Raw genomic sequence first — 25,648 nt, 5'->3', positions numbered from 1 at the left:
AATCTTCCGGGACGCAATAAAGCGGAGTCTAGAGATTCAAATCTATTGGTAGTCGCTATTACAATAACAGGAGTTGTTTGCTCTTTTGATTTAAAACCATCCATTTCAGTTAAAAACGCGGTTAGAACTTCTTTTTCTTTTTGATTAAAATCGTTTCTGCTGGTTCCAAAAAAATCAATTTCATCAATAAAAATAATACTTCCTTTAGGAGAATTGTTTTTATTTTTGTTTTTAGCTTCTTGCAAGGCTTCTTCAAATACCTTTTTGACTTTTTTAGCACTAGCACCATGAATTGTTTGTACAAAATCGGTTCCATCGTAAGAAAAGAAAGGAACACCCGCTTCCCCTGCTAAAGCCTTGGCCAGCAATGTTTTTCCTGTTCCAGGAGGTCCATATAATAAAATCCCTTTTGGGATTTGAGCCCCTGAATCTTTATATTTTTGAGGATTTTGTAAAAAATCAATAAAAATTTTTAATAATTGCTTTTCTTCCTCTGCTCCTGCTACTTTTTCAAATGTTGTCGTATTGATTCCCTCTTTGGGTGCATTTTCTTGTGCTAAAATAAGATGATTAAACATGATGTACAAAAATAGTAAAAAGATTATCAAACCAAAACCAACCGTTTTATTTTTAAAATAATTAAAATACATCGTTATTGCCATTGTTTAAAAGTGGATCAAAAAAACAACATAAATAATAAATAAAATTTTTATACATGTTTTAATTTTTCCAAATGTTATATATTTTTTTAATTTCTGTTAATAAATAATGATATATTTTGGGGTTATCAATTAGATATTTTTTAGTATTTTCATAACCTTGCGCTATTTTTTCACCTTTATAATTATACCAAGATCCGTTTTTTTGCATTAAATTGTGTTTAGTAGCTATTTCTACAACTTCTCCTACTTTTGATATCCCTTTACCATAAATAATATCAATCATAGCTATTTTTAGGGGAGGAGATAATTTTGATTTAAGTATTTTAATTTTGGAACGAATGCCAGTGATTTCGTGGCCCTCTTTGATTGTTTCTGCTTTTCTAATATCTAATCTCATGGAAGAAAAAAATTTTAAAGCTTTGCCTCCAGGGGTGATTTCGGGATTGCCAAACATAATTCCAGTTTTTTCTCTTAATTGATTGATATAAATGACAATTGTATTAGTTTTGGCGATAATGCCTGACTGTTTACGCATGGCTTGACCCATCATTCTAGCTTGCAGACCTATATGATTGCTGCTCATATCGCCTACTAATTCAGCTTCAGGGACTAAGGCGGCTACAGAATCAACAATTAATAAACTAATATGACCGCTATCGATTAATTTAAAAGCGATATCTAAAGCTTGTTCTCCGGAATTAGGTTGTGATAAATAAAATTTATTCATATCTATGCCAATAGATTTTGCATAAAATGCATCTAAAGCATGTTCAGCATCAATAAAAGCAACGTTTCCCCCGGCTTTTTGCGCTTCTACGACAGCATGTAAAGCTAAAGTGGTTTTACCTGAGCTTTCGGGGCCAAAAAGTTCAATAATGCGACCTTTGGCGTAACCTCCTATTCCTAATGCGATATCAAGTGATAAGGATCCTGTTGAAATAACTTCATTTTCTTTGTTTGGCTTGTCATTTAGTTTCATGATGCTTCCTTTGCCAAATTTTTTTTCAATTTCTTTGATTGTTTCTTCTAAACCTTTTTTATTGGAATTATTTTCCATATTTTCCTTTTCCTTTTCTTGTTTCTTTTTTTCTTTGTTTGGTTTTAATTTATTTTAAAAAGTTAAATTAATGTATCTTTATCTGTAACTGTATTTTTTGGGCGATGATTGTTACTGTTTAACTTATTCATACATAGTTTGCTAGTTGACAATAATTACATTAAATTAAAAAATAATGAAAGTTAAATAGGTAAAATTAATAAGAAAATACAAAATACAATATAAAAAAATAAAAAAATAAACAAATGCATAAAAGTATACAAAAATTTATTTTTTAGTTGAAATTTATATTAAGAATTGGTATTGGTATTATTTTGTGGAGAAAAATTTTTAACAATAATATGATAATTTTTGCAAAAATAGTCAATTCCAGAAATAATGGTTAATAATATTGCTAAAATCAAAAAAATATCACCAATTGTGTTAAAAAAGACAAATAGTAAAAATATTTTGGGAAATGAGTTTTTAAGATTGGGATTGCAATATAATCCAAAAAAAAGAAGAAATATTGCTAAAAAGGTAAATAAAGTTTTGGCTTTTCCCCAAAAAGAAGCACTAACAACAATCCCTTTATCAGAAGCTAACAATCTAACTCCTGTTACTAAAAACTCCCGTATTACAATAATCATTAAGATGACAGGAAAAACTTCGAAAGGAATGACAAATAGCGGTGGCATTGATGGGTTTGATGAAATGGTGCGGAAATTACCAAGATAAAATAGGGCAGCAATGACAAGAAGTTTATCGGCAATAGGATCAAAAAATTTACCAAAAACTGTTTGTTGTTTGTATTTTCTAGCGATATAGCCATCAAGATAGTCGGTGATGGTAGCAGCTAAAAAAATAATTTGAAAAATTAGAACAAATTTCCATAGGTATTGACGTTCAGTCATTAAAGGGAGCAGACAAAAAATTAAACTAATGCGAAAAACAGTAATTAAATTAGCCAACAAGGGAAACACAACAAACCTCTCTTTTAATATTATTTGATGATTTTAGTATGTTAGTTATTATCGGTAACATAATAAAAATAAAAATTTGCAAAATATATTCTTTTTAATCTAAAATAATGATTTTATTGCTATACTACTACTATTAGTATAACAACTATTCGTAAAAAAATATGTTTTTAATAAGTTGTTTTTTGGTTAAAAGCAAAATAGATTAAAATCAAAGAACTAGGNAATCAAATACTGCATATATTTATTTTAGAAATATTTTAATTTTGAAAGGGGCAGGGTGATGAAGTTATGGAAAGATGGCTAATTATTTTATGAATGATTTTAGTTTTATTGGTAAAATTGGTTTTGGCAAAGATTGTAGTAAATGCTTTTTTTATTTAATAATTGTTCATGAGTCCCTTGTTCTACGATAGCTCTATTTTGCAATACTGTGCATCAACGATAGTAGAGAGGCGATGGGAAATAATGAATGATGTTCTTTGAGATAATAATTTTTTGGATAGATTGTTGGAAGGATAGCTCTAATTGTGTATCAACACATATATATTCTTTTTTTTCTTTTTCTTAAAAAAAGTAATTTTCTTATTGCTTTTTGGTTTTGGTATGTTATACAATTAATAATTAATAATCATTAAAAAATAATTTTGTGATTAGCAATTAATTTTTGATAATAAAACGCAGCAACGGTTTGGCTTATAAGTAGAAAATTAATTGTATGTAAAATCCTTCTTTTTAAAATAAATTAATAAAGGCTACTACTTGTTCTTTTAACTTTTGCAAATAAAGTTCATCATCTGCATGATGAATAGCTTGATCAATAAAATCTGCTACTTTAATAAAATCTTTTTCTTTAAAACCTCTTGTCGTCATAGCAGGAGTTCCTAATCTAATACCGCTGGTCACAAAAGGAGTTTCTTGATCAAAAGGAATCGTATTTTTGTTAACAATAATATTAATTTTAGCCAACAAGCTAGCTATTTTATCCCCTCTAAAATGGGGATTTTTATGTTTTAAATTAATTAAAAACAAATGATTATCAGTTTGTTCACTCACAATATGATAACCTTTATTTTGAAAAGCGCGAGCAAAAGCAAAAGCATTATTAATTACTTGTTGTTGATATTTTCTAAATTCAGGACTTAAAGCTTCTTTAAAAGCAACAGCTTTAGCAGCAATAACGTGCATTAAGGGACCACCTTGAATACCAGGGAAAACCGCTTTATTAACTTTCTGAATAATTTCTTCTTGATTAGTTAAAATCAAACCTCCACGAGGACCTCTTAAAGTTTTATGGGTGGTAGAAGTAACAACATCAGCTTTAGCAGCCAAAGGACAAGGATGCAAACCAGATACAACTAAACCCGCAATATGAGCAATATCAGCCATTAAATATGCTTTTACTTCATCAGCAATTTGACGAAATTTCTCAAAATCAATTTTCCTTGAATAAGCAGAATATCCTGCAATAATTAATTTAGGTTTAATTTGTAAAGCTAATTCACGAATTTTATCATAATCAAGAGTCCCTGTTTGAGGATTAACATGATAAAAATAAGAATCATAATAATGACCCGAAAAACTTAAACGATGTCCATGAGTCAAATGNCCGCCATCATTTAAAGTTAAACCCAAAATTTTATCTTGAGGTTGTAACAAAGCTTTTAAAACTGCCATATTAGCTTGAGAACCTGAATGAGGTTGCACGTTAGCATATTTAGCATTGAACAATTTAGTTGCTCTTGCAATAGCTATTTGTTCAATAAGATCAACATTTTGACATCCGTGATAATAACGAGCTTTAGGATAACCTTCAGCATATTTATTAGTTAAAATACTTCCTTGAGTTTCTAAAACAGCCAAAGAAGCTAAATTTTCTGATGCAATTAATAAAATATGATCTTGTTGTCTTTTTTTTTCCTGTTCGATAAGTGTAAAAATTTCTTGATCTTGTTCTTTTAAAGTTAATTTTTGATTCATAAAAAACGATATCATCCTTTTGTTTACTTAATTTAAAAATTTAATTATATTTGATAAACTCTTAGTTAAAACAATAATATTTTTAACCCTAAAAATAATAAAGAAATTAAAATAACTCCAAAATCTATTTTATGAAGACGGTAAACCCTCATTTTAGTACGCGGAGCTCCCAGTACATAACCTCTAATTTCCATAGCATTAGAAAGTACCATCGATCTTTTAAAAACTAACACAAAAATAGGAATCAACAAAGATAACAAATGATGAATCTTTTTAAAAAGATTTTTTTTATGTAAATCCATCCCCCTTGATATTTGAGCTTTTAGAATTTTATTAGTTTCTTGTAATAAAAAGGAATTAGCCATAAAAATTAAAGATAACATTAAAGTAAAAATTTCAATAGGTATTTTTAATTTTTTTAAAGGAGATAAGATCATTTCTAAACCATCTTGAATTTCCATAAAAGACGTTATTTTATTAAAAATAAAAAAAAACATAATAATCATTAATAAACGCATCATGATTAAAATTATTTTAATACCAGCGGCTTGCGGTAAATAATAGCAATTAAAATTAGATGATAACGGCAAGAAGGAAAGATAGGAAGGAAGAATAAAAACACAACCAAATAAAACCAGAAAATAAGATAATTTAAAAGTAATTTTTTTTTGAGTAAAATGATAAAATAAGACAAAAATGAATAACACCCCAAAAGTCCAAGAATGATAATCAAAAACTTGAATAGAGCACCAAACTTCTTGAGAGGACATCGACGGCACTTTAGTTAAATTAAGGAGCAAAGAGAAAAGTATAAAAAATCTCAAATTTTTAATTTTAGACCAAAAATCATGAATAGCAAGACCCAAAAAATAACAAGATGCCACCAAAGAGAAAAAAGCAATTAAATAAAAAGCAAAAATTTTACAATTTTGTACATCTATTAAATCACTGTTAGAATCGATATTAATAGGAAGGGACAAAACCAAAATTAACAAAAAAATAAAAACAATAATTTTTAAAGAAGGATGAATTTGATTGATCAAAGTTGGCTTCAAGAAAGAATTGGTTAAATTTTGTTTATTCATGTAAAAATACCTTTTTTAATCATAAAATTTTTTTAAATATATTAACAAATCTGAAAAATGATATTGCGGCTTAAAGGGAATTCCTAAAGTATGATTAAGATGTTTTAAAATTTTAAAAGTTTCTGGCATATCTAAATGAAATTTCAAAAATTGAGGATGTTCAAAAAAAGATTCTTTCAAGCCATCAAAAAGAATATTACCTTGAAATAAAACTATTACTCTTTTAGCATATTGAGCCACTAAATTCATATCATGAGTAATCATAATAATTGTTTTATGAGCAACAGTATTTAATTCTTTTAAAGAAAGCATAATATTAATTTGACTTTCTAAATCAAGACCCCTAGTTGGTTCATCTAAAATTAAAATATCAGGTTCCATTGCCAAAACGCCTGCAATAGCTACTTTTCTTTGTTGCCCATCACTAATTTGAAAAGGAGACTTTTGATGCAAACTAGGATCAATCTTAGTTTTTTTCAAAGCCTCCATAGCTTTTATAGTCGCTTCCTTTTTATTTTTACAAAAATTTAAAGGAGCAAACATCACATCTTTTAAAATAGTGGTTTCAAAAAGTTGATATTCAGGAAATTGAAAAACTAAACCTACTTGACGTCTTAAAGGAATTAATAATTTCTTTTTAGTCTTGCAATCAACCGTTTGTCCAAAAATAGCCACTTTACCTATATTAGTCGTAAGCAAAGCATTCATTAATTGCACTAAAGTTGATTTCCCAGATCCTGTTTGGCCAACTAAAGCAATAAATTCATCTTGGGGGTTAATTTTTAAATTAATGTCTTTTAAAGCCCATTTTTGTTTCAGATTGTTGCTTTTGCCGTAAGCAAAATTTACTTTTTCAAATTGTATTCCCATAAAGCATCCTTTAATTTTGTTAACNTTGTTTTATTTTGTTGTTGACTTTGGTTTTGATTTTGACTATCTGCTTCCATTTGATAATAAAGTTTTAAAGATAAAGGAGGTTGTAAACGATATTTAGTTAAAAAAGCTTCATTTTGAAAAAAGATCTGTGGTGTTGCTTTTTTAATTAATTTTCCTTGATCTAATAAAATAATTTCATCACTTTTAGCAGCAAATTTTAAATCATGCGTAATAGTAATTAAAGTTTTGTTTTTAATTTGAGCAATAATATTTTCAATTTCTAACGCCCCTTGAGGATCTAAAAAAGCAGTAACTTCATCAAAAACAATAATATCAGGTTCAAGTGCCAAAATAGAGGCAATAGCAACCCGTTGTTTTTGTCCCCCTGAAAGTTGAGTCACATCACAATCTAAAAGATGTTGAATCCCCACTATTTTAGCATATTTTAAAATTTGAGAAAGCATCTTATTTCTTGGAACATTATAATTTTCTAAACCAAAAGCTATATCTTCTTTCACAGTAAGACCTGTAAATTGATAATCCGGATTTTGAAAAATCATAGCTATTTTAGAGCGTAAAAGTGGTAAATTAGTTTCATTAACCAAGATATTATTAATAGTAATATGTCCTTGAGAAGGTTTTAATAAACCTAATAAAATTTTGGCAAAAGTAGATTTACCAGAACCATTGTGACCTATAATAGAAATCCATGAATTTGGTTTAATATTAAAATTTAACGTCTTTAGAACTGGTTCATTTTCATAATAAAAACTTAAATCCTCCATTACTATCATTATTTCTCATTCCTATTCTTTCATCTTTTTAATATTTAGTATCATCAATTGTCTTCAAATATGAAGTTACAAGAGCAATAATATTTTGTAAATGATTCTCATCAAAAGGACTGGTTAAACCAGTGGTTTTTAAAAGATTAAAAAAACTTTGTGAACCACCTATTTGACATAATTTTAAATATTTTTTCCAAGCTTGATGATAATCTTGTTGACTTAAAGACCAAATTTCTAAAGCACAAATTTGAGCCAAAGTATAATCAATGTAATAAAAGGGATTAGCAAAAATATGCATTTGACGCAACCACAAATTACCTTTTTGTAAAAAAGGATCATCAACATAATGATTAATCAACCCATATCTTTGTTCCAAATGACACCACATTTGTTTTCTTTGACAAGGAGTCATTTGAGGATTTTGATACACCTCATGTTGAAAATGATCCACTAAAGCGCCATAAAGTAAAAAATTAAGAGATTGTGTTAAATGTAAAAATTTATATTTAGGCTCATCTTTCCCAAAAAAATCTTTCATCCAAGGCCAAGATAAAAATTCCATCCCCATCGAACTAATTTCGGCTGCCTCTAAAGTAGGCCAACGATATTGAGGAATTAAATGACGACTTTGATATACTTGGAAAGCATGTCCTATTTCATGAGTTAAAACATCAACATCATGACTAGTACCATTAAAATTAGCAAAGATAAAAGGAGCTTCAAATTGAGGCAAATAAGTACAATATCCACCTCCTGTTTTATTAGGTTTGCTATCTAAATCCAATAACTGTTTCTTTTTTAAAAAAGCAAAAAAAAGTTTAGTTTCAGAAGACATTTCATCATACATATGTTGAGCAGCAGCTATCTTATCAGCCATATTTCCTTGTGGCTTCGGATTACCTGTCATAAAAGAAAAGGATTTATCATAACTTTGAAGTTGAGCAATCCCTAAACGTTTACTTTTTTTTTGTTGTGTTAATTGATAAAAAGGCAAAACATATTTAACAATATTTTTGCGATAATTACTAATTTCTTGAGGAGTGTAATCAGTTCTTCCCAAAAGATCATAACCTAATTGAATAAAATTATCATATCCTAATAAATGAGCTATTTTAGTTCTTATTTTCACTAATTTATCATAAATGCGATCATATTCATCTTCTTTTTTAGCAAAAAAAGCAGAAACAGCTAATTGAGCTTCTTTTCTAATATTTCTTTGCGACGATTCAGCAAAAGGGCCCATTTGACTTAAATTATAAAATTTATTTTGAAACAACACTTTCGGTTCCGAAATTAAATTTTGATATTGAGTTACTAATTCATTTTCTTGTTGCAACAAAGGAATGGCTTTAGGATTAAAAGTTTTTAAAAACAAATGATTTTGTTTAAATAACAAGGATCCAAATTCTTGAGTCAACTCTTGATAATACTGACTTTTCATAATTTTAATCACATATTTATGTTGAATATCTGTAATTAAAGGACCATTTTGATTACAAAAATGTTTTTCTTGTTGATAAAAAGAATCTTTAACATTTAAACTATTACGAATACTTGCTAAAGTAAACATCGAATCTACTCGATCCATAATTTGATGAAACTCTTTAATAGCAGCTATTTGCTCCTTTAAAGATAAAGTTAAAAAAGCATCAATCATAGGCTCTATTGTTGCTTGTATTTTTTTAATATCAACTCTTTGATATGGAAAATCTTGAAATTGCAAATTCGGACTCCTTTAGATTTGTAATCTTTTTTATTTAATCATTCCTATAAAAATAACTATCAATCAATTTTGGATTGTCATCAATTTATTTATAATTATAATAAGAGGAAGCTAAAAACGATAATCTTTTCAATAATTCCTTAATCATAATCGTCATCACTGAAGACACAATAAAAACAAACGGCAAACGAATTAAAAAATATGTTTTAATAATGCTTACTATTTGTGGTAATTTAGTATGCAAACTAACATCCCAAACATCTATGTGATAACGATATTTTAAGGCTAAAACCCAATCTACCATTTGAAATAATAAGGAGGAGATGAGGATAACTAAATAAAATTTAACTATATGATCTGTTTTTTTTAAAAATAAACTAGGAATAAGAGCAAAAGATAAAACACATATCAAAGCTGAAAGTGGTTCATAACAAAACTTAGGATTAGCATCAACCATCAAATATTTAAAAGAATTAGCTAAAAACGCTCCTAAACAAGCTAAATAGCAAGGGACATAAAAAGATAATAAAATGATCGGTAAAAAGACAAAATATAAGGTAAAAGCTGACAGAGGCAAGGAAATAGCTTTAATGGAGGGAATTCTTATTTCTTTAAAGCATTGGCTTAAAACAAGAGAAATGCATGAAAAAAAAGCAGTTAAAATAATTTGTCTTAAAAGTTTTTGTTTTTGATAAACATTATAAGTTAACATAAAGGACTCCTTGGTGAATATTTAATGTAATCTTTCTTTATAAATCAACTAATTTAGCGATATCATATTAATCTATCTTAATTTTAATTATTTATGTTTTAAATAAACTTTAATTCTAGGATTTAAAAAAGAAAACAAGAATCCTGTTAATAATAAGTTAGCCATAACAGGAATCAAATTATAAACCGCACACCAAATATTAGGATGTTTTAAAAGAGGATTCATAAAAGCATGCCAATTTGTTTTAGTTTCTTCTATTTTAACAAACCAAATAAAACGAGAAGATAAAAATTTAAAGATAAAAGCACTAGTAAAAATAATTAATAAAGTAGTCCAAAGTTTTTTCTTATTATCAAAATATTGCAAACGAGGATAAAACAATAAACCAGAAAGACTATAAGATAAATCAATTAAAACATAATCCAAAAAGGCAGATCCTAATATTTGATTATTAGTAAATCCCACACTTCTCATAAAATCGATAAAATGATTAAAACAAATAGCTTTGACAAGATGAAAACAAGCATATATCAGACAAAAAAGAAAACTATATTTCATTCCTAATAAAAAACCAATGAAAAGCAAAGGAATTAGCGGAATCTTCACAAAAGAACCAATTCCTGCCACCATTTTAGGAATCCCTAATTTATCATAAGATAATTCTAAAATAATGGTTAAACCTAATAAAGTAGATGCAATAATATATTTTTGCAAAGAAAAAGTCAATAAACTATTTTTTTTAATTGTTGTATTTGTTTGGTTAATAATGGAAATTCACCTATTTTCTAAAAAATATTAAAATGACTGATTGCAACTTTTTATATTAATCATATTTGTGTATCAATATATCATAAACATAAAAAACAAAAGCAGTAAAGCATTTAATTTAATTCAAAATTAACACCATTATTATAACATTAATCTTATTCATTCTGATATTTATTGTCGCCTACTATTAGTATCTTATCAAATGACCAATAATAATGTTTAGGTCTTTTTAACTTTTAATTTTTTAACTTTGATAGCTTCAAAACCTAAAATAATAATTCCTATAATAATTAAATAAAGTAAAGAAGCAAGGTAATAAGGTTTTGGAGTTACAATTTTGCTATATATATTTTTAGAAGCTGAAAAAATATCAATAATCCCTCCCAAAATACTAAAAATAGCACAATCCTTTAAATTAATAATTAATTCATTAATAATAGCTGTTTGTGACATTTTAACAGCTTGAGGAAAAATAATATATCTATTAATTTGAAAATAAGTCATTCCCAAAGAATTAGCAGCTTCAATTTGTCCTTTATCTAAAAAAGAAATATTTTTGTCAATAATTTGAGTAATATAAGCTGCTGAATTAAGAATAATAACTAAATAAGCCGCCAACATTGGACTAAACCATGAATTTTGAAAAAAAGCAAACTCCTTTAATCCATAAAAACAAATCATAGCTTGTACAATCATAGGAGTACTTTTAAAAATAAAGATATAGCCAATAATTACCTTTTTAAAACCTAAATGAAGATAATATAGTAAATAATTAAGACGTCCCATATTTTTATTAATCACTAATCGTTTGATCAAAACTAAAATTAAAGCCAAACAAAAACCTAATGATGTCCCATAAATACCAAATTTTAAAGTAGTTAAAATTCCCTTTTTATAAATAGGGTAATAACGTTTAAAAATGCGCAATAAACTATTATCTTCCTTTTCGTTACTAGTTAATTCTTTAACCTTTTGCATGTGTTGTTCTTTTTCGGGTGTTATGGTTTTTTCGATGCTCTTATTTATTTTATCTATAAGTTCTTTATTTCCTTGTTTAACGCCAACACTAATATTACCAGCTAAATTTTTAATTTGATTGTTTAATTCGCTATCTTCTTCAATTTCAAGACTTTTAATATCATTACTATAATTTTTTAAATGTTCTAAAGCAATTGATTCTTCACAATAATAATACTTATTCTCATCTGTTTTCACTTTTAATGGTAAATCTGAAAAAAGATTAAAAGGAGGATCTATTTTGTTTTTATCACGTAGTATCTGGTTATAAAAAGTACCACTTTGATATAACATTTGCATTTGTGTTTCTATATGAACTCTATCTGTTTGATTGATAACACTTTTATCTTTTTTATCTTTAAAATAATTATTATTTTTATTGACCATCAACACATGCTTCACATCAGGGGCATAAGAATTAGAAAAAGCTATTTCTTTCTTTCTTTCCTCAGTAGCACTCATGCCTGCTAAAATACAATCAATATTACCTTGCTTTAAAGAAGGGATTAACCCCTCCCAATCAATAATCTTAATTTCTAATTGTTTACCTAATGTCTTAGCTAACTTTTTAGCCACCCAAACATCATAACCAGTAATATAAATATTTTCTTCTGTAGACAATACAAGATGAGAATAATCAGCTGTCTTACTTTCCATAGTAAAAAAGCCATAAGGAGGATAATTAGATTCCATTCCCACGATTAAAGTATTTTCTCTCTTGGTGTCTTTGCTGTTTAAAACATGCTTCAAATCGTCATAAATTAAATACATAACAATCATTAAAAAGAAAGCTAAAAATAGATATTTTAAAGGATGATGTTTAATTTTTTTAATAAATAAATGTAAAAACAAGATGAAACTACCTTTCTTATACTTCATAGAATGCCTTCTCTGTATAATACTTTTTTACACCGCTACCTCTTTTTTATTTTTATATTTATTTTTTGTATAATTATAAAACATTTTATTTAAGTCTAATAAATATAAACTATTTTATAACTTATTAAAAGTATAACATATTATTTTTTAAATTATTAATATTTTTCTCAGTTAGATTAAAAGTTCAACCTTTTGGTCTAACTGAGCACTAAAACCCCTTTTTAAACTTATAAATTAAATAAATACCAAAGGTACTTGCAAAAATTAAGAAACTTAAAAGAAAAAGCCAATAATCTTTTTGACTAGGAAAAGCGATGATATCGTTCCAATAAGTATTGATTAATTTTTGATTTTTGGCATCGTATTTATAAACAGTATCTTTGCCTGTAATATTAATTTTGGTTGGACCCTTCTCGATGTTATAAGGAGAATTATATTTCATATATTCTAAATTAGCCTGGTAATTTTCTTTTTTTCTTAAAAAATTAATAAATTGATAAGCTAAGTCTTGTTGACTTCCTTTAGGAATCACTAAAGCATCAACCCAAACATTAGTCCCTTGTGAGGGAGCGTCTAAAATAGCTAAATTCTTATTTTTTTCTTTTAAAAACTGAGCATCTCCAGAATAAGCAACTACTACATCATATTGTTCTTGATTTTCTTTAGACATACGATCAATTAATTGATCATTAATAAAGGCTAAATCAGGTTTTTTCTTTTTTAATGCTAAAAGCCATTCTTTAGCTTTTTTTAAGTTTTTTTCATCTTCTGGAAAAGCTGCTTCTGTTGCTTTTAAACCCACCATTAAACCATCACGTGAATTATTACATAAAGCCACTTTTAAATCTTTTTCTTCTAAGATCTTAAAACCTTTTTCTTCAATTTTTGTTTGTTGTACTTTTTTTGTATTATAAAGAAGCACTACTTTTCCCATAAAATAAGGAATAGCATAAGAATCAAATTGATCGGGCAATTTCTTTTTCTTTAATATTTTTTCTCGAAATGACTTATCATATTCATAATAATAATCTTTTGTTTGTGTTAATTTACCTTTATCTAATTGTTCTAACTTTTCTTCTTGCATTAATTGATCAATAGCATATTCGCTTAAAATAACTAAATCATATTGATTATTACTTTTAATTTTAGTAACTGCTAATTCATTAGAAGCAAAAAGCACTTGTTTTACTTGAATACCAGTTTCTTTTTCAAATTTTTGTAAAATAGCTGGATTTAAATATTCTCCCCAATTAAATAAAGTAAGTACTTGTTGCCGTTTTTTATTATCTTTAGAATTAATCTTAATAATACTTAAAGTGATTATCAAAATAACAGCAGCTACAAAGGTCAAATGCCAAAATAAAGAAAATCTTGTTAATTTCATTTTAATCTTTTGACTGTTCTTTTTTGATACATCATTAAATCAAAAATAACTTTGGAACTAGTTAAAATAATTAAAATAGTAGATAAAGCATTAACAGTAGGATTAATAGTTCCTTTAAGGCTATAAATATAGGCAGAAATATTTTGATATTCAGCACCACCAACAAAATAAGATATCATAAAATCATCAAAAGATAATGTGAAAGCTAAGGTGGCGCCAATTAACATAGCTCCTTTTAATTGAGGTAAAATCACTTTAGTTAAAGCTTTTAAAGGGGTAGCTCCTAAATCATAAGCAGCTTCTAATGAATTAGGATTAAGACTAATAACTTTAGGATAAATTGAAATAACAACAAAAGGAGTGCAAAAAGAAATATGAGTTAAAAGCATTTTCCAAAAAGGGGATTTTAAACCAATAAAGCCAAAAACAACAAACAAAGATAAAGCAGTAATGATTTCAGGAACAACAATAGAAAAATGACTCATATTCAAAACCATACTACGCCATTTTTTTTTCAAAGTTTGAGCTAAACTAATAGCTGCAAAAGTCCCTAAAAAAGTCGATATAATGGTAGTGAAAAGAGCAATTTTTAAAGTAATTACAATAGATGAATTAATAGTTTTATCTGTCCATAATTTTTGATACCATTGTAAACTAAAACCGTTCCAATTGATTAAAGAAGTCATTCTACCTTCTCCTCGATTAAAAGAAAAGATAATTAAAGATACAATAGGAAGATAAATAAAAATTAACATAATGGCAATATATAAAATATTAATTTTTTTAGGTTGAAATTTAAGTTTCATCATGTGCTCCTCCAAAACTGGTTTTTTTAAAAAGATGAAAAATCAAAAACATAGTTAAAGATAAATAAATAGCAATAGCACAAGCTTGTTTAATTTCTCCACTTAATAAAGTTTTATTTTCAATTAATTCAGCAATAGTAATTTGATTAGTAGCTCCTAAATAACGAGGGGCTACAATATTAGTAACTGCTTGCAAAAAGACTAAAGAAACCCCAGCTATCACTCCATTAAGAGATAAAGGCCACAAAATTTTTTGAAATACTTGCCATTCACCTGCTCCTAAATCTTTAGCTGCTTGAATTAATTGAGGGTTAATCTTAATAATAGCTGTATAAATAGGTAAAAACATAAAAGGTAAAAATAAATAAATTAATCCTAAAATCATAGCAAAATTAGTTTCTAATAATCCTATTTTTAAAAAATTTTGTAACATATCTAATATTTGAACTAAAGCTTGAATTTTAATAATCATATTAATCCACATAGTGGCATTAATTAAAATAACTAAAAAAGTTTGTAAAGTAGGGTTTAAACGAGAAATAATATAGGCTAGAGGATAGACAATAATTAATAGCAAAAAAGTAACAATAATAGCAATGGCAACAGAACGCAATAAAACATATAAAAAAGAAGTATTAGTTAAAAACTCTTGATGATGAACAAAAGTAAAATGAGTAGGGAAAATATCTGGTGTTAAGGCATTATTTTGAAAAGAATCAAGAAAAATAAAAACCATTGGCAAAAAAATTAACCCTATTAAAAGAAGATAATAAGGTAGTATTAAAAAACGATATAGTTTTTGATTATCTTTGCAAGTATAAATATTACGATTTTTCATTGCCAAATCTCCATTACATGAATATCTTCGGGATTAAAGGTGATATCTACTTCTTTATTAATTGAGACATGATCTGTTGTTTGAATGGTATAAGTTCTTTTAAGGGTTTTAACATCAATCTCCCAATAAACTCCTTTAAAAACAACAGATTCTACCACGCCTGTAATTAAACCTTTTCCTTTGGCAATAATATCAATATCTTCAGGGCGAATCACTATATCTACTTTTTCGTTTTTATGAAATCCTTGATCAACACAAGTAAAATCTTGATGATCAAAATGGACTAAAAAATCCTTTTTCATTACCCCTTGGATTAAATTAGATTCTCCTACAAATTGAGCAACAAACCGATTAGCAGGTTCATTATAAATTTCCTGAGGAGTTCCTATTTGTTGAATTTCACCATGATTCATCACAACTACTTTATCACTCATAGTAAAGGCTTCTTCTTGATCGTGAGTTACAAATAAAAAAGTAATTCCAGTATTTTTTTGAATTTCTTTTAATTCATATTGCATTTCTTGCTTTAATTTTAAATCTAAATTGGATAAAGGTTCATCTAATAATAACACTTGGGGTTTGTTAATTAAAGCCCTTGCAATAGCAACCCGTTGTTGTTGTCCTCCTGATAATTGATCAATCATTCTTTGTTCTAATCCTTGTAAACTCATAATTTTAAGATATTTTAACACTTCATTTCTGATTTTTAATGTTTGAGTTTTTTTATCAAGTAAGTTATTTTTTAATACTTGTTGTTTGCTTTCGAATTGCTTAGTTAACTGTTTTATTTGTTCTGTTAATTTTTGAGTTATTATTTTTTTTTCTTGGGCGCAAGAAATGAAAGCTATTTTTTCTCTCCCTTTTTGTAATAATTGCTTTTTCTCGTGATTATATTGAATTTGGTTATGTTTCAAATTCTCTTTAGTTGTTAAATTAAAATCTTTTAAACGCAATCCAAAAGCAACATTTTCAAATACATTTAAATGAGGAAACAAAGCATATTTTTGAAAAACAGTATTAATTGGTCTTTTATGAGCAGCTAAATTTAAAATACTTTTTTGTTGAAATAAAATTTCCCCACTACTAGGATTTTCAAAACCACCGATAATTCGCAAAATAGTAGTTTTACCACAACCAGAAGGGCCTAATAAAGTAACAAATTCATTTTGTTTAATATCTAGATTAATCCCTCGTAAAATTAATTGATTATCAAAAACTTTAGTTAAATCTTTTAAAGTAATTAATATTTTCATGTTATCATACCTACTTACTGTTTTATCAATTTGAATAAATTAATTATTGCTAATTTTAGCATATCATAAAATGATAAAATTAAGAGCATAAAAAAATAATTTTTAACTAATAAATACAATGACAAAATAATGACAAATTAACAAATTTAGCATTAGGGAAAACTTTAATAATTTCATTATCACATTAATTATTATCAATTACTTGCAAAAAAAAGGAAAAATTTTTAAATAAAAAAGAGGAATAAGGTATAAAATATAAACGAATGATTATTTTTATATTTCTTATTATAAATATAGTTATTCCTTGAAAAATAAAGAAAGAGTTTTATAAAATAAAAATGAATGTCAAAGAAAAAGCTTTAGAATTACACGAAAAACACCAAGGAAAACTAGCTATTGTAAGTAAAGTTAAAGTCGAAAATCTAAATGATTTATCATTGGCTTATACTCCTGGAGTAGCAGAACCTTGTCTTAGAATTAAAGCCAATCCCGAAGATGTTTACCGTTATACTATGAAAGGTAATATGGTAGGAGTAGTTACTAATGGAACTGCTGTTTTAGGCTTAGGCGATATTGGAGCAAAAGCTTCTTTACCAGTAATGGAAGGGAAAGCTATCCTTTTTAAAGAATTAGCTGGAGTTGATGCTTTTCCTATTTGTATTGATTCCAAAGAAACAGCAGAAATTATTAATATTGTTGAAAAAATTGCTCCTGTTTTTGGCGCTATTAACTTAGAAGATATTAAAGCTCCTCAATGTATTGAAATTGAAGACGCTTTAAAAGAAAAACTAGATATTCCTGTCTTTCACGATGACCAACACGGAACTGCTATTGTAGTTGCTGCAGGTATTTTAAATGCTTTAAAAGTAGTAGGCAAATCTATTCATGATGTTGAAATTGCTATTAGTGGTGCTGGTTCTGCTGGCATGGCGGTAGCTAAAATGTTACTGTTATTAAAACCTAAAAATGTTGTATTAGTTGATAAAAAAGGAGCTTTATATCAAGGCGACAATACATTAAACTCATCACAACAAAAATTAGCACAAGTTACTAATATCAAACAAGAAAAAGGTCTTTTAAAAGACGTTATCAAAGGAAAAGATATTTTTATTGGTGTTTCAGCTCCTGGTATTGTCACAAGTGACATGGTAGCTACTATGAATAAAGATGCTATTGTTTTTGCTCTTGCTAACCCTATTCCTGAAATTATGCCAGATGAAGCTAAAAAGGGTGGCGCTAAAGTAATTGCTACAGGTAGATCTGATTTCCCTAACCAAGTAAATAATTGCTTAGCCTTCCCAGGAGTTTTCCGCGGTGCTTTAAACGCTAAAGCTACTAAGATTAATGAAGAAATGAAAAAAGCTGCTGTTTATGCTTTAAAAGGAATTATTCCAGAAAGCGATTTAAATGAACAAAATATTTTACCAAGTACTTTTAATAAAGAAGTAGTCCAAAAAATATCTTTAGCAGTAGCAAAAGCAGCTGAAGAAACAGGAGTTATTCGTAAGTGAACTCCTCTCAAGAACAAGAAAATATAGCAAATACCAAAGAAAAAACTCCTAAAACTACTATTTTAGGTTTTAGCATTCCTGTTTTTGGAATTATTGTAACTATTACTTTAATGCAAGTATTATTGCCAACAATAGGAGGGGATGCGGTTGGGCATCCTTTAATCACTCCTTTATTAATCACTATGCTTTTAGCTGCTATTTTAAAAGCCATAGGTAAAAAGATTCCTATTTTAAAGGATATTGGAGGAGATGCTATTTTATGTATTATTATCCCTTCTATTTTATTTACAGTTAATTTTTTTCCTGAAAGCTCTATATTTACCAAAATACAAAAAAACACATTAGATAGCATTAAACATCTAAACAAATCTCAAGGAGGAATTGGATTTACTACCTTTTTTGTTTCTGCTTTAATTACCTCAAGCTTTTTAGGAATGAATATTAAATTATTAAAAAATTCTTTTAAAAAATTTATTCCTTTAATTTTAATCTCCTTAATCACAGGTGCTTTGGTAGTAGGTGTTTTAGGTTATTTTTTAAAACCTATTAAAGAAATAGCAGTAGACGGAAAACCAACAATTTCTAAAGGTCCTTTTTTAGACGCTCTCTTTTATATTTTTATCCCTTTAGCAAGTGGGGGAATTACTACAGGAATTGTCCCTTTAAGTAAGGTTTATGGAGGCAACGATATTGTTAGTGCAGCCAAAAGCCATATTTTCCCCGCTTTGTTAATAGGGGGAGTTTTTAGTATTTTATTATCAGGGATTATTAAAAAACTTTTTTCCAAAAGTAAATTTAGCGGCAATGGAAAATTAGAAATTAATAATTCGTTATTAACAGGCGATAATAAACCAACACCTAAATCTCTTGACACCTTTAATTTATCTCAGTTTAATACTGGATTAATATCTATTTTTACTTTATATACATTTAGTATCGTGATTAAAGAAATATTAAAGAAAATCTTTCCTCAAGCTCAACCTTACTTCCCAGATACTATTGTCTTTATTGTTTTTATTGTTGTTATCATTAAACTATTTAGCTTAATTTCTGATTATTATATTAAATGCATTAATCAAGCTGCTAAATTTATTACTGTTAATTTTACTTCAGCCATTTTAGTAATTTTAGGTTCTACTTTAGAAATTAAGAAAGCTTGGGTTCATTTAAGTAACATTCATTTTATTATTACATGTATTATGTGTGTCCTTTTAGTTGCCTTAATAGCTGGTTATTGTGGTAAAAAATTAGGTTATTATCCTTTAGAAGCTTCTGTCACAGCAGGACTTTGTACAAATAGTATTGGAGGGGTTGGTAATATTGCTATTTTATCAGCAGCTGATTTAATGGAATTAGTCCCTTTTGCCCAAATTACTACTCGCATTGGAGGAGCTTTTATTGTCATTATTGCAAGTATTGCTTATCCTTTAATATATAGTTGATGATGAACTACATAGTATTTATATAAAATATGTAATTTCTTAATATCGAAAAAAAGACTAACTAAAAAGTTAGTCTTTTAATTATTTATTAAGGTTTTATTCTTATAATATTCTTTTGCAATTAATATATATTAGTGTTTTTTGAGATAATAAAGGATTTGTTAATCCTTTTTGATAAAATTAATTTTTACTATATTTTTTTTGATATCTTTTATTTTTCTTCATTATTAGAAATTAAGTTTTTTTGATTTTTTTCATAAATAGAGTTATCTTGTATTTCGGTATTACTTTGATCTTTTTTATCTAATACATTTTTTTGAATAATTGTTTTATAAAACATTAATCCAGAGAAAATAATAATTAAACTTAAGCTTGATAATATGCATGTAATTACAAATTCATAATTTGAGATTCTGGAAGAAGGAATGTTAAAATAATTTTTACGTATAACTAACTCTGGAACAATCATCATAATGAACGCCATATTCACACTTATGTTGCTAATTTTTTGAAATAATTCTTTTTTTCTAATAAGTTTTTGCTGCATTATTCTAATTTCAGGATTATGAGATAATTTATGATCAAAGATAAAGCGCCACAGTTTGTAACGGCGATAATACAGCGTAATTTCCTCTTGATTGGGGTCGTTTGGCAAGCTTTTGATATTCAATAAACGTTTGCTATATTTATGAAATAACATCAACGTATAAATAAATATGACAATTGGTATAGATGAATTCGTTTGCTGATAAAACTTTGAATAATTAGATTGCAAGTCAGGGTAGTAAGGGGAAAATAATTTTAATTTTTTAAATATAAAATATAAGCAAATATTTACGATAATTCCACAACTCATAATTAATAAATATAAAATATTTTTAAGTTTAGCGTTCATGAATAAATTCCTTTTTTTTGACATCTATTTTGAAATTTTAATTTATTTAAGATTCTATTACATCCCCTTCATGATCTATTATAATTATATGATCATCAGAATTAATTGAATAACTTATTTTTGCTTTAGGAATAATGGTTAATTTAGTATTTTCGTTTAAATCCAAAATAATTGGATCTGGTTTTATCACTTCTTGTTTGATAGCGTTTTTAATCATTTCAATTGGATCGATTGTATCGATGTTTAATTTATCTGCAATTTTTGATTGCAATATTTTTTTTACTGTTTTTTGAGACAAACGCAAAAGAACAGATTTAAAGGTTTTTTTAGTAGTTTCTTTTGCTGCTTTTTTAGTAACTCCTTTAGTAATAGTTTTACTAGCTATTTTTGTACCACCTTTAAATACTTTTCCTAACCCCGCTGTAATTACATCTACTGCTAAATCCACCCCCCCTTCTATCATTTGTTCTTTATTTTCTTGCATAAGCCCTTCGGTTAATTCAAGACCACTTAAAACAGTACCTACTATGGGAACATAACCAGCTGCTTCATAAACGCCATTAAAGAAATCCCCTAAATCATTATTAGTTTTAAAAGTTAAAATAGGTTGATTATAATCAACATAAATACCATCACCTAAATAAGTTTTTAAAGCAAAATTTTTAATGTTGAAAAAATTATTATCATCTTGTAATATATCATCAATAGCATAAAAAGGAATAGCTAAAATGCTTTCTTTTTCATCAATATTAATTTTTAATTTAAAACCTTGTGAACCATATTTAAGCAAGCAATATCCTTTTTCTGTAGGTGTTTTTTTATTATACCAATTATTTCTCCATTCTCCATAACTCCAAAACCAAGGACGCCATTCAGAAGGAACTTTCCAATTTTTTTTAAAAGTATCAAAATATATATTTTGATTATATTTTAAATTAACATATATATCACAATAATTAGTATTATCGTAAAAAATATACATATTATTAGCGTTATTATTTATTTGTTTTAAATCGTCTAAAGTATAGCAATTATCTTGATGTTCTCTTGTTCCTCCATCAAAATAAACTCCCAAAAGATTAGAAGGAGGGTTTTTAATTTTAGTGTTTAAATGTGAATCTGAATAAGAATTATAACTAGGTTCAGAATTCAATTTTATTTTGATATTTAACCGATCTTCGCTATAAAAATTAACTAATTCTTCCTTCGAAATTAAAGGATAATGTTGTTCTAATAAAATATGATGGGTTTGGGGTTTTTCTAATGCAAATATTTGATGTTGAAAGAAAAAGCAAATATTTACCAATACAATAAAAACTAATAAAAATCTATATTTCAATTTATAACAAGGGTTTATCATCTTCATAAAACCTCTTTTCTTATTGTATAACACCTATTGCAATTATTTCCATCCTTAACTGTATCAAGATATCACATATAACAAAGGAAGGCAACAACCAAACATATACAGTTAACTATATTATAACTCGATCGTATTTTAAAAGCAAAGACAAAGAATAGCAAGGATTGGGGACTAAAACAAATGGCGTAAAACCATTCATTCTACTTTCTGTTTGTTATTTTGTTTAATAAATTTATAAAAGTAAAGTAAAAGATTTAAAACACCTAAAAATATTTCAGAAAAAGAAAGCAAAAATAGATAAACTAAAAGCCATTCGTATTTTTTAGGTATTTTGTGTTCAATAAAATTATCGATCCCCTCTAAAGCTAAAATCCACATTAAAGAACCTAATAATACATTGATTAAAGCTAGTAATAAATTAATAATATTAATCCACCATGATAATTTAAAATACCTTAGAATAAATCCAAAACCTAGACAAAATGATAACATATATAGTTTAATTGCTAAGTTACGATATTTTTCATTAACTTTAATTTTTTTTGAATAATATAAAAATGATAAAAAACTGATAATTAATAAAGTTATTAAAAGAGTAATAAAATGAAATGATAAAATAACATTAAAAAAAGTTTCATACGGAAGGTATTTCATAGAAATAATTTTTAATATAGAAATTAACATTCCACCTGCAATTCCTCCACCGATAATATGTAAAAAAAGGGCAAATTTAAAAATAGGATTATATAAATAAAGTCCTATTAATAATGGAATTCCAGTAATTATGATAGTTAATAGTCCAAAAAAAAATATAAAAATTATGTTGACATATTCTTGTGGAACACCTTTTTTTAATAAGAAATTTAAGAAAAAATTAAAAAAACCAACAAAATTCGAGATTTTATCTTCATTATTAATTAAGTAAAACCCACAAAAAAAAGAAATTAAACATACAAAAATTAAAATAAAAAACTTAGCAAAAACACTTTGATGCGTTGTAATTTCTTTTTCTTTTTTTAATAAATCTATTTTACTTAATCTTTGAATTTTTCTTTTTAGAGATAAATTATTTTTACTTTTTTGTTTGTTTAAAAAACGTCTTGCGTTTTTAGTTGGATTTAAAGGATATTCGAAAAACATTTTAATATAATTAAATATTGGCATAAATAATATACTCCTATTTCTTTTTTTGTTGTATATTAACTAATATATAATAAAAATATTTTAAATATTTATTTATAAAAAAATATTATTTCAGTTTTCCATTATAAACAGATATAAATTTAGAAGTATCACTAGAATTTTTTTGAGTTAAAATATCTATCAACATGTGAGTAGAATCATAAATATTTGTTTTTTTAACTAATGCAGAGGTTTGCTTCACATAATTATTTTTTCTAATTTCATAAACTGCTATTTCATTTTCTGATGGAAAATCAATATCAAATCCAATAGTTTTTTCATAACTATTGTTTTTAATAGAGAAACTAATGATGTTGGTAATATAATGTTCAGATGCTATTTTCTTTTCTGCTTTGTCAATTCCCATTTCTATTCCTGGCACAAAAATTTTACCAAAAACTGAACCAACTGTTTTTTTAGTTACTTTTTTCCAAGCTTTTTTAGCTATTGCATGACCGACTTTTTTATTAATATTTTTAACTATTCTTCTTTGAATTTCATCTTTTATTACTTTTAAAGTTTTTTCAGAAACGGCTGTTTTTTCCTCAATTGTCATAGGAACAAAAATTTTTGTTTTTTGAGAATTCTTAATCTCAGAAATTAACTTTTCTAGACTATTATTAAAAATCTCTTCTGTTTTATTTTGTAACTCTTTCATAAACATTTCAAATTTTAATTTTTCTTCTGGGTTGTTAGATACATTTTCAGTTTCTAGATTATCATATAATTCAGAATTAAAAACATCTTTTTCTTGAAATGTTTCAATTAATTGTTCTAACTGTTCTATCATTGCGTCATCAGTAGAAGACATATCACAATTACAAAAAGTAATGTCTACTCTATCTATATTATTTAAATCATAATCATTAAAAAAGAAAACTCCTCTACCGTGATTAAGTTTTAATGAATAACGAACAGCTTCATTTAACATAGCTATTTTATCACCATTAGGAACAACTAACTTGTTTAAAAGAGGTTTAGCGGCTTCTTTGTAAATGGAATTTACAATACCACCAACTACAGGAAAAAAATTTAAAACTATAGAAGCTCCATCTTCTACAGATTGTTGTTTGTTAAACCATTCTTGATAAGTTTTACAAGGAACCATTTGAACGCCTTTAATATTATAAAAAACTTTAGCATCAGAAGATAAAAAAGTTCCTCCTTCGTGTTTCCATTCCTCTCTTTTATGATAAGAAGAAGAATCTTTTTCATAATCATTAGGATTAAAACCATAAACTGATTGAGACACCAAGAAGAAAAAACTTATTAATGTGATTAAAAAATATAAAAATCTATATTTAAACTTATAATAAGAGTTTGTTATCTTCATAAAACCTCTTTTCTTATTTTATAACACCTATTGCAATTATTTCCATCCTTAACTGTATTAAGATATCAGAAAAAACAAACAACAACAAAACATATACAGTTAATTATATTATAACTCGATCGCATTTTAAAAGCAAGGGGGCCTTAGAAAGCCATTTATGATAAACTTTTTGATTTAATGGAATTAGTCCCTTTTGCCCCAATTATTATTCACATTGGAGGAGCTTTTATTGTCATTGTTGCAAGTATGGCTTATCCTTTAATATATAGTTGATGATTAACTTATAGTATTTATATAAAATATGTAATATGTTAATATCGAAAAAAAGACTAACTAAAAAGTTAGTCTTGAATATACGGTAATAACTCAAACAATGTTTTTTTGTTTTATTTAATATAGAAAAAAGGTTTTTTAAAGTATAGTTAGATATATCTTTATTTCTAATAAAAGAGTAAATATTTATGCTTATAATCTAACTATTTTCTATTTTGTTGTTGTTTCATTTTTTTATCTTTTGTTTCATCTTTTTTTTGGAAAAAGCCATATATATACGATAAACAAAAAATAATAAATATCGGAAGTGAGAAAAATTTACTTAAAATAAATATTATATCAGCTAATACATCCATCATATATTTTTCTTTTAATTGCCATTTAATATAACATGCAAAAAGAAACAATATAAAAGCAATTGTAAAAAAAACAATTGTAAATTTTGTATTACTTTTTACTGTTGTCTTATCTATTTTTTTCTCTTGATAAGGTTGATATTTATGTTTTTCATATTCTTTTGGTTTTTTACAATAAATTGCTTTAATTAAATAACGATCAACTATTTTAGTAGAACATCCGTTAGTCAATACTCCACACCAAAATGAAAGGATAAAAGAAAAAGAGCCAACTGGTATTAATATTATTTGAATAATCCATTTGATAAAATGATTTTGTATAGGGTGAATAACATAATACCAAAAAATCAAAGTTAATATTCCTAATGAAGTAAAAACTAATGATAATAAAAAATTACGAATCCAAGTTTTATCTTCATCTATTTGTTTTTTACCATCTTTATCCAATTCTTTTTTAAAGATAACAAGCATATTGTTCTCCTCTCTTAATCATATTTGATTAATGT

The 25,648-nt window shown here is 26.4% G+C and carries 22 protein-coding genes; 2 read left to right on the top strand and 20 right to left on the bottom strand.

Going from position 1 to position 25,648, the window contains the following annotated elements; all coding sequences use genetic code 11:
• The 15 genes from CHTY_RS02465 to CHTY_RS02395 form a co-directional block, all read right to left on the bottom strand.
• On the bottom strand, positions 1-650 hold a 650-nt coding region (locus tag CHTY_RS02465; RefSeq protein WP_203552344.1), incomplete at its 3' end, for an AAA family ATPase.
• A 70-nt stretch (positions 651-720) separates the two neighbouring features.
• Entirely contained in the window at positions 721-1,719 is a 999-nt protein-coding gene (gene recA / locus CHTY_RS02460; RefSeq protein WP_203552343.1) for a recombinase RecA, read from the bottom strand.
• 290 nt (positions 1,720-2,009) lie between these two features.
• Positions 2,010-2,681: a CDP-diacylglycerol--glycerol-3-phosphate 3-phosphatidyltransferase gene (pgsA, locus tag CHTY_RS02455; protein ID WP_203552342.1), complete on the bottom strand. Its 672-nt coding sequence runs from the start codon at positions 2,679-2,681 to the stop codon at positions 2,010-2,012.
• A gap of 732 nt (positions 2,682-3,413) precedes the next feature.
• A complete protein-coding gene (glyA, locus tag CHTY_RS02450; RefSeq protein WP_203552341.1) occupies positions 3,414-4,658 on the bottom strand; it encodes a serine hydroxymethyltransferase in 1,245 nt (414 codons plus the stop codon).
• 65 nt (positions 4,659-4,723) lie between these two features.
• Positions 4,724-5,743, bottom strand: coding sequence for an energy-coupling factor transporter transmembrane component T (locus CHTY_RS02445; RefSeq protein ID WP_203552340.1), 1,020 nt, complete (start codon positions 5,741-5,743; stop codon positions 4,724-4,726).
• Positions 5,744-5,758: 15 nt separating this feature from the next.
• Positions 5,759-6,613, bottom strand: a complete 855-nt coding sequence (locus CHTY_RS02440; protein WP_203552339.1) for an ATP-binding cassette domain-containing protein — start codon at positions 6,611-6,613, stop codon at positions 5,759-5,761.
• Positions 6,589-7,404, bottom strand: a complete 816-nt coding sequence (locus CHTY_RS02435; RefSeq protein WP_246454084.1) for an ATP-binding cassette domain-containing protein — start codon at positions 7,402-7,404, stop codon at positions 6,589-6,591. The genes CHTY_RS02440 and CHTY_RS02435 overlap by 25 nt, the downstream gene beginning before the upstream one ends.
• 37 nt (positions 7,405-7,441) lie before the next feature.
• Positions 7,442-9,130, bottom strand: a complete 1,689-nt coding sequence (locus CHTY_RS02430; protein WP_203552337.1) for a M3 family oligoendopeptidase — start codon at positions 9,128-9,130, stop codon at positions 7,442-7,444.
• Positions 9,131-9,215: 85 nt separating this feature from the next.
• The gene (locus CHTY_RS02425; protein ID WP_203552336.1) at positions 9,216-9,842 is read right to left on the bottom strand and encodes a hypothetical protein; all 627 of its coding nucleotides are present in this window, start codon (positions 9,840-9,842) and stop codon (positions 9,216-9,218) included.
• 87 nt (positions 9,843-9,929) lie between these two features.
• The gene (locus CHTY_RS02420) at positions 9,930-10,568 is read right to left on the bottom strand and encodes a hypothetical protein (RefSeq protein WP_246454082.1); all 639 of its coding nucleotides are present in this window, start codon (positions 10,566-10,568) and stop codon (positions 9,930-9,932) included.
• A 261-nt stretch (positions 10,569-10,829) separates the two neighbouring features.
• Positions 10,830-12,506, bottom strand: coding sequence for an ABC transporter substrate-binding protein/permease (locus tag CHTY_RS02415; protein ID WP_203552335.1), 1,677 nt, complete (start codon positions 12,504-12,506; stop codon positions 10,830-10,832).
• 208 nt (positions 12,507-12,714) lie between these two features.
• Positions 12,715-13,890, bottom strand: a complete 1,176-nt coding sequence (locus CHTY_RS02410) for an extracellular solute-binding protein (protein WP_203552334.1) — start codon at positions 13,888-13,890, stop codon at positions 12,715-12,717.
• Positions 13,887-14,696 (bottom strand): ABC transporter permease, encoded by an 810-nt coding sequence (locus CHTY_RS02405; protein WP_203552333.1) that lies wholly within the window; start codon positions 14,694-14,696, stop codon positions 13,887-13,889. Before CHTY_RS02405 ends, CHTY_RS02410 begins: the two co-directional genes overlap by 4 nt.
• Positions 14,686-15,534, bottom strand: a complete 849-nt coding sequence (locus tag CHTY_RS02400; protein ID WP_203552332.1) for an ABC transporter permease — start codon at positions 15,532-15,534, stop codon at positions 14,686-14,688. Before CHTY_RS02400 ends, CHTY_RS02405 begins: the two co-directional genes overlap by 11 nt.
• Complete coding sequence (locus CHTY_RS02395) at positions 15,531-16,787, bottom strand: ABC transporter ATP-binding protein (protein WP_203552331.1); 1,257 nt, start codon at positions 16,785-16,787, stop codon at positions 15,531-15,533. Before CHTY_RS02395 ends, CHTY_RS02400 begins: the two co-directional genes overlap by 4 nt.
• Before the next feature lie 338 nt (positions 16,788-17,125).
• Here CHTY_RS02395 and CHTY_RS02390 point away from each other — a divergent pair, with 338 nt between their 5' ends.
• Together CHTY_RS02390 and CHTY_RS02385 are read left to right on the top strand one after the other, a co-directional pair.
• Complete coding sequence (locus tag CHTY_RS02390) at positions 17,126-18,298, top strand: NAD(P)-dependent malic enzyme (RefSeq protein WP_203552330.1); 1,173 nt, start codon at positions 17,126-17,128, stop codon at positions 18,296-18,298.
• Entirely contained in the window at positions 18,295-19,740 is a 1,446-nt protein-coding gene (locus CHTY_RS02385; protein WP_308705371.1) for a 2-hydroxycarboxylate transporter family protein, read from the top strand. Before CHTY_RS02390 ends, CHTY_RS02385 begins: the two co-directional genes overlap by 4 nt.
• Positions 19,741-19,951: 211 nt before the next feature.
• Here CHTY_RS02385 and CHTY_RS02380 read toward each other — a convergent pair whose 3' ends face one another.
• The 5 genes from CHTY_RS02380 to CHTY_RS02360 all read right to left on the bottom strand — a co-directional run bounded on the left by CHTY_RS02380 (position 19,952) and on the right by CHTY_RS02360 (position 25,613).
• The gene (locus CHTY_RS02380; RefSeq protein WP_203552329.1) at positions 19,952-20,410 is read right to left on the bottom strand and encodes a hypothetical protein; all 459 of its coding nucleotides are present in this window, start codon (positions 20,408-20,410) and stop codon (positions 19,952-19,954) included.
• A gap of 271 nt (positions 20,411-20,681) precedes the next feature.
• Entirely contained in the window at positions 20,682-22,001 is a 1,320-nt protein-coding gene (locus tag CHTY_RS02375; protein WP_203552328.1) for a hypothetical protein, read from the bottom strand.
• A gap of 192 nt (positions 22,002-22,193) precedes the next feature.
• The gene (locus CHTY_RS02370; RefSeq protein WP_203552327.1) at positions 22,194-23,162 is read right to left on the bottom strand and encodes a Bax inhibitor-1/YccA family membrane protein; all 969 of its coding nucleotides are present in this window, start codon (positions 23,160-23,162) and stop codon (positions 22,194-22,196) included.
• An 85-nt stretch (positions 23,163-23,247) separates the two neighbouring features.
• Positions 23,248-24,432: a hypothetical protein gene (locus CHTY_RS02365; protein WP_203552326.1), complete on the bottom strand. Its 1,185-nt coding sequence runs from the start codon at positions 24,430-24,432 to the stop codon at positions 23,248-23,250.
• A 557-nt stretch (positions 24,433-24,989) separates the two neighbouring features.
• Entirely contained in the window at positions 24,990-25,613 is a 624-nt protein-coding gene (locus tag CHTY_RS02360) for a hypothetical protein (protein ID WP_203552325.1), read from the bottom strand.
• Positions 25,614-25,648 lie beyond the last annotated feature (35 nt).

The organism is Candidatus Phytoplasma meliae (genome assembly GCF_016876135.2).
Note: the sequence above shows the minus strand (reverse complement) of the source record. Positions and strands in the feature narration are given on the sequence as shown.